The organism is Frankia sp. AiPs1 (assembly GCF_023716945.1).
In the GTDB taxonomy this organism is placed as follows: Bacteria; Actinomycetota; Actinomycetes; order Frankiales; family Frankiaceae; genus Frankia.
Map to the genome: position 1 here is coordinate 1 of NZ_JAMQQF010000427.1, position 5,301 is coordinate 5,301.

The window sequence follows — 5,301 nt, forward strand, 5'->3', positions numbered from 1 at the left end:
CGACCCACCCGAGGGGACTCCTGGTGAGCTGGCAGATCCGCATCGAGCACTCGACGGGCTACCACTACGCCAGCCCCGTGCTGTCCTCCTACAACGAGGTCAGGATCATCCCGCAGACCGCCGCGTCCCAGCTCACGCTCGAGGCCACGGTCCGCACCGAGCCGGCGGCGACCACCTACCGCTACTGGGACTACTGGGGCACCCAGGTCACTGCGTTCGACCTGCACACCCCGCACACCGAGCTCGTCGTCACCGGCCGGTCGATCGTGCGGACCGCCGCGGCGCCGCAGCCCCCGACCGACGTCCCCAGTTGGGAGCGGCTGGGCGCCGACCAGGTCGCGGACGAGTTCATCGAGTACCTGCGCCCCTCGGCGTCCACCCCCGAGCACGCCGAGCTCACCGCCGCCGCCCGCGACCTCGCCGCCCGCCACGGGCCGCGGGACTTCATCCCCGCCGTCGGCGACTGGGTGCGCGAACGGCTGACCTACCGCCCTGGCACCACCGGGGTGCGTACCTCCGCGGTGGAGGCGTGGCGGCAGGGGGAGGGCGTCTGCCAGGACTTCGCCCACCTCGCGCTGGTCCTGATGCGGGCGGCCGGCATGCCGGCGCGTTACGTCTCCGGCTACCAGCACCCCAGCGCCACCGCGGAGGTCGGCGAGACCGTCGAGGGGCAGTCGCACGCCTGGGTGGAGGGCTGGCTCGGCCAGTGGTGGGGCTTCGACCCGACCAACGCGGTCCCCGCCGGCGAGCAGCACGTCGTCGTCGCCCGCGGCCGCGACTACAACGACGTCCCGCCCGTTCGCGGCGTCTTCTCCGGCGGCACCTCGACCTCCCTCGGCGTCACCGTCGCCGTGACCCGCCTGGCCTGACCTCGCGGGCGGCGACGTCGCGCGGTGGGGACGTCGCGTCGGGAAGGCGTCGCCACCCGAGGACGGCGCCACCTGAGGACGGCACCGTAGTCTGGACGGCATGAGCATCGCCGTGTCGTGATCGGATGATGTCCCGCCCCGGTGGCGTTTCCACCGTCGCCTGTAGCCGTCTGACGTCACCACGGCGTCGCCAGGAAGCCCGAAAGAGGCCCAACCCTAATGATCATCGTGTCCGAGCTCGAACTGCGCGCCGGAGCCCGCACCCTGATCGAGCCCGTCTCCTTCCGGGTGCAGCAGGGCGACCGGATCGGTCTGGTCGGGCGCAACGGTGCGGGTAAGACGACGCTGCTGAAGGTGCTGGCGCGCGAGGGCCTTCCGTTCGCCGGCGGCGTCGACGTCCGCGGCGAGCTGGGCTATCTGCCGCAGGACCCGCGGGCCGGCGATCCGACCGACACCGCCCGCGACCGGGTGTTGTCGGCCCGCGGCCTCGACGTTCTGCTGCGCGAGATGGAGAAGCTGCAGCTCGAGATGGCCGAGCTGGTCGACACGAAGGCCCGGGACGCGGCGATCCGCCGCTACGGCAGCCTGGAGGACCGCTTCGGCACGCTCGGCGGGTACGCCGCCGAGGCGGAGGCGGCCCGGATCTGCTCGTCGCTGGGCCTGGCCGACCGGGTGCTCGCCCAGCCCATCGGCACGCTGTCCGGTGGGCAGCGCCGCCGGGTGGAGCTGGCCCGGATCCTGTTCGCCGGGTCCGGCAACTCGGATGCGACGTTGCTGCTCGACGAGCCGACGAACCACCTCGACGCCGACTCCATCGTGTGGCTGCGGGACTTCCTGCGCGCGCACAACGGCGGCCTCGTCGTCGTCAGTCACGACGTCGACCTGCTCGACCGGTGCGTCAACAAGGTCTTCCACCTCGACGCCAACCGCGCCGCCCTCGACGTCTACAACGTCAACTGGAAGACCTACCTCAGCCAGCGGGAGCTCGACGAGCGGCGCCGCAAGCGGGAGCGCGCCAACGCCGAGAAGAAGATCGACTCGCTGAAGGCGCAGGCCGACAAGATGCGGGCGAAGGCGACCAAGGCCCGCGCGGCCCACCAGATGGACCGCCGCGCCGAGCGGCTGGCCGCCGGCCTCGCCGACGTCCGCGTCGCCGACCGGGTGGCGAAGCTGCGCTTCCCGGACCCGGCGCCCTGCGGGCGCACCCCGCTGACCGCGACCGGACTGTCGAAGTCCTACGGTTCGCTGGAGGTGTTCACCGACGTCGACCTGGCGATCGACCGCGGGTCCCGGGTGGTCGTCCTCGGGCTCAACGGCGCCGGCAAGACGACGTTGCTGCGCATGCTCGCCGGGCAGGAGCGGCCGGACACCGGCGAGGTGCATCCGGGGCACGGCCTGCGGCTGGGCTACTACGCGCAGGAGCACGAGACGCTGGACACCGACCGCTCCGTGCTGGACAACATGCGGGCCGCGGCGCCGGGCACCTCCGACGTGGAGCTGCGGCGCATCCTCGGCGCGTTCCTGTTCAGCGGCGACACCGTGGAGCAGCGGGCGCAGACCCTCTCCGGCGGCGAGAAGACCCGCCTGGCGTTGGCCGGGCTGGTGTGCAGCTCGGCGAACGTGCTGCTGCTCGACGAGCCGACGAACAACCTCGACCCCGCCTCCCGGGACGAGGTGCTCGCCGCGCTGACCACCTACAAGGGGTCGGTGGTGCTCGTCACGCACGACCCGGGCGCGGTGGAGGCGCTCGACCCGCAGAAGGTGCTGATGCTGCCCGACGGCGTCGAGGACAACTGGTCACCCGATCTCATGGAGCTGATCACGTTGGCGTGACGCCCGGCGGGCCACCCGTCGTGCCGTCGTGCCACGGGCGCGCCCGCCCCCGCCGTACGGCCGGCGGGGTGGACTTGCCAGACTGGGACGTCAGGTCGGAGGGGACACCGGCCTGACCCGAAGTGGAGAGTCTTTGTGAGTACGCAGGGCGGCACCAAGGCGGTTGTGGCGGCGCTGGCCGCCAATCTGGGCATCGCGGTGACGAAGTTCGTGGCGTTCCTGCTCACGCAGTCGTCGTCGATGCTCGCCGAATCCATCCACTCGGTCGCCGACTCCGGCAACCAGGGTCTGCTGCTGCTGGGCCAACGCAAGTCCGCCAGCCCGCCGGACGAGGAGCACCCCTTCGGGTACGGTCGCGCGCGGTACATCGCCGCCTTCCTCGTCGCCATCGTGCTGTTCAGCGTCGGCGGGTTGTTCTCCGTCTACGAGGGCGTCGAGAAGCTACGCCACCCGCACGAGCTGGAAAGCGGCCTCATCGCCATCGTCATCCTGGTGATCGCCGTCGGGTTGGAGTCGTACTCGCTGTCCACCGCGGTCCGCGAGGCGAGCAAGACCAAGGGGGACCGCTCCTGGTGGCAGTTCGTCCGGGAGGCGCGCGCACCGGAGCTGCCGATCGTCCTGCTCGAGGACCTGGCCGCCGAGCTGGGGCTGATCTTCGCCCTGCTCGGTGTCGGGCTGACCCTGCTGCTCGACGATCCGATCTGGGACGGCGCCGGCACCCTGGCCATCGGCATCCTGCTGCTCGTCGTCGCGGTGGTCGTCGCGACCGAGGCGTACGGCATGCTCGTCGGGGAGGCGGCGACCCCGCAGGCCGTCGCGACGATCCGCGGCACGCTCGCCGCCGCGCCCGGGGTGACGAAGGTCATCCACCTGCGGACCCTGCACCTGGGTCCGGACGAGCTGCTCGTCGCCGCCAAGATCGGGATCGCGCCGACGGCGACGATGCGGGAGGTCGCCGCGACCATCGACGGCGCCGAGGAGGCGCTGCGGGCGTCCCTGACGCTGCCGATGCGGATCTTCCTGGAGCCGGACATCCCCCGCGACGCGCTGCCCCGACCGTCCTCGAGCGGCGCCGAGGCAACCTCCGCGCCCGCCTGACGCCAGCGCCCGTCCGCCGGGCGTCGTCCGCCGGGCGTCGTCCGCCGGGCGTCGTCCGCCGGCGCCGTTCGGCTCGGAGCCGGTTTCGGGCCTTCCCGGGCGCGTAGGTCAGGCCGAGGGGCCGCCGAGGCAGAGTCGCAGGGTGAGGGCTCCGACCGCGCCCAGTGACACGAGGATGACGGGCAGGCTACCGGCCTGCAACCGGTCGCCCGGCCGGGTCGGGCGCGGTCGGGGCGCCACCGTCGCGACCAGCAGCCAGGGAAACACCGGCAGCCAGCTGCGCTCCGTCCCGCCCTCGGCGAGGCCCAGGGCCACCGCGAACAGCACGGTGGCGGTGGCGCCGACCAGCAGCGGCCAGCCCGGCGTCAGGCGCAGCCGGCGCGCGGCCCGGACGGCGACGGGACCGGTGGCGAGAACCAGGACGGTCAGGTCCAGGAAGATCCAGGCCAGGGCGGCTCCCGCGGACGGCCTCGGCGCGCTGGCCAGGGTCAGCCCGTCGGGCCAGGAGAAGCCCCAGGCGGCGAACAGCCACAGCGGCAGCAGCGCGCCGAGTCCGGTGATGACGTTGAGCAGCGGCCGGCGCCGCACGAAATAGGCGGCCGCGACAGCCACCCCGAGCCACACCGAGGCGTAGCCGAACAGCGCCGCCAGACCCAGCAGCAGCCCGCTCGCCAGAGCCCACCAGACCGACCGACGCTCCGGCTCGCAGCCGACCACGCCGACGGCGACCGCCAGCGCGGCGAGCGTGGCGGTGACGGCGTCCGGGGAGGCCGCCATCCAGCCGCTCCAGGGCGCCAGGACGAGGACGGGAACCAGGCGACGGGCCGCGGTCTCATGGCACAGCGAGCGCACGGCGACACACACCACCGGAACGGTCAGCGCGCCGAGCGCGGTGAACAGCACCCCGATCGCCACCGCGCCGTGCAGCCCCGCCCGGGTGAGCAGCCAGGTGACGAGCACCGGCCCCGGCGGGTGCGCCGGCAGCACGGCGACCGCGCCGGCGGCCGCGTGCGGCGTCGTCGTCGTGTAGGCGGCGAGCAGACCGAGCGGGTCGTCTCCGACCGCGCCGGCCGCCGCGAGCAGGTCCGCCGGTGCCCGCAGGCCGGTGGCGAGACTTCCGGGGGCGACCAGGGCGAGCGCGAGGCTCCACGCCAACGAGCCGAGATAGCCCAGTGACAGCAGAACGCTCCAGGGCAACCGGAACGCCGACGACCGCGCGGCCGGGACGGCCCGGGCGAGTGCAATCACAGCCGCGGCGACCGCGAGGGGAACAACGACGAGCGGGTCCAGACGCGGCTGCCAGCCGTCGTGCCACGGGGGGCGGGGCAGGCCGAGATCGACGTCGGTGCTTGCCAACAGGGCGGTGCCGGCGAGCCCGAAGACGACCAGGGCCAGCCAGATCCCGGCCTCGGCGAGCTCCGCACGTACCGCCGGCCCGAGCGTCGCGGTGGGCACGGCGGCCCGCCGATCCGCCGATCCCCGCGTGGCCGCTGCGACGCCC

General features: G+C 73.6%; 4 protein-coding genes. 3 read left to right on the forward strand and 1 reads right to left on the reverse strand.

The genetic code is table 11. The annotated features are described in order from the left end of the window. Nucleotides 1–23: 23 nt before the first annotated feature. The 3 genes from ND748_RS24525 (at nucleotide 24) to ND748_RS24535 (ending at nucleotide 3,800) form a co-directional block, all read left to right on the forward strand. Complete coding sequence (locus tag ND748_RS24525; RefSeq protein WP_308205714.1) at nucleotides 24–869, forward strand: transglutaminase family protein; 846 nt, start codon at nucleotides 24–26, stop codon at nucleotides 867–869. Between the two features lie 219 nt (nucleotides 870–1,088). Then, nucleotides 1,089–2,702, forward strand: coding sequence for an ABC-F family ATP-binding cassette domain-containing protein (locus ND748_RS24530; protein ID WP_251748337.1), 1,614 nt, complete (start codon nucleotides 1,089–1,091; stop codon nucleotides 2,700–2,702). Nucleotides 2,703–2,837: 135 nt separating this feature from the next. Further along, nucleotides 2,838–3,800: a cation diffusion facilitator family transporter gene (locus ND748_RS24535; protein ID WP_251748338.1), complete on the forward strand. Its 963-nt coding sequence runs from the start codon at nucleotides 2,838–2,840 to the stop codon at nucleotides 3,798–3,800. 108 nt (nucleotides 3,801–3,908) lie between these two features. Here the strand turns inward: ND748_RS24535 and ND748_RS24540 are convergent. Further along, nucleotides 3,909–5,301: glycosyltransferase family 39 protein (locus ND748_RS24540; RefSeq protein ID WP_251748339.1), on the reverse strand; the 1,393-nt coding region annotated here is incomplete at its 5' end.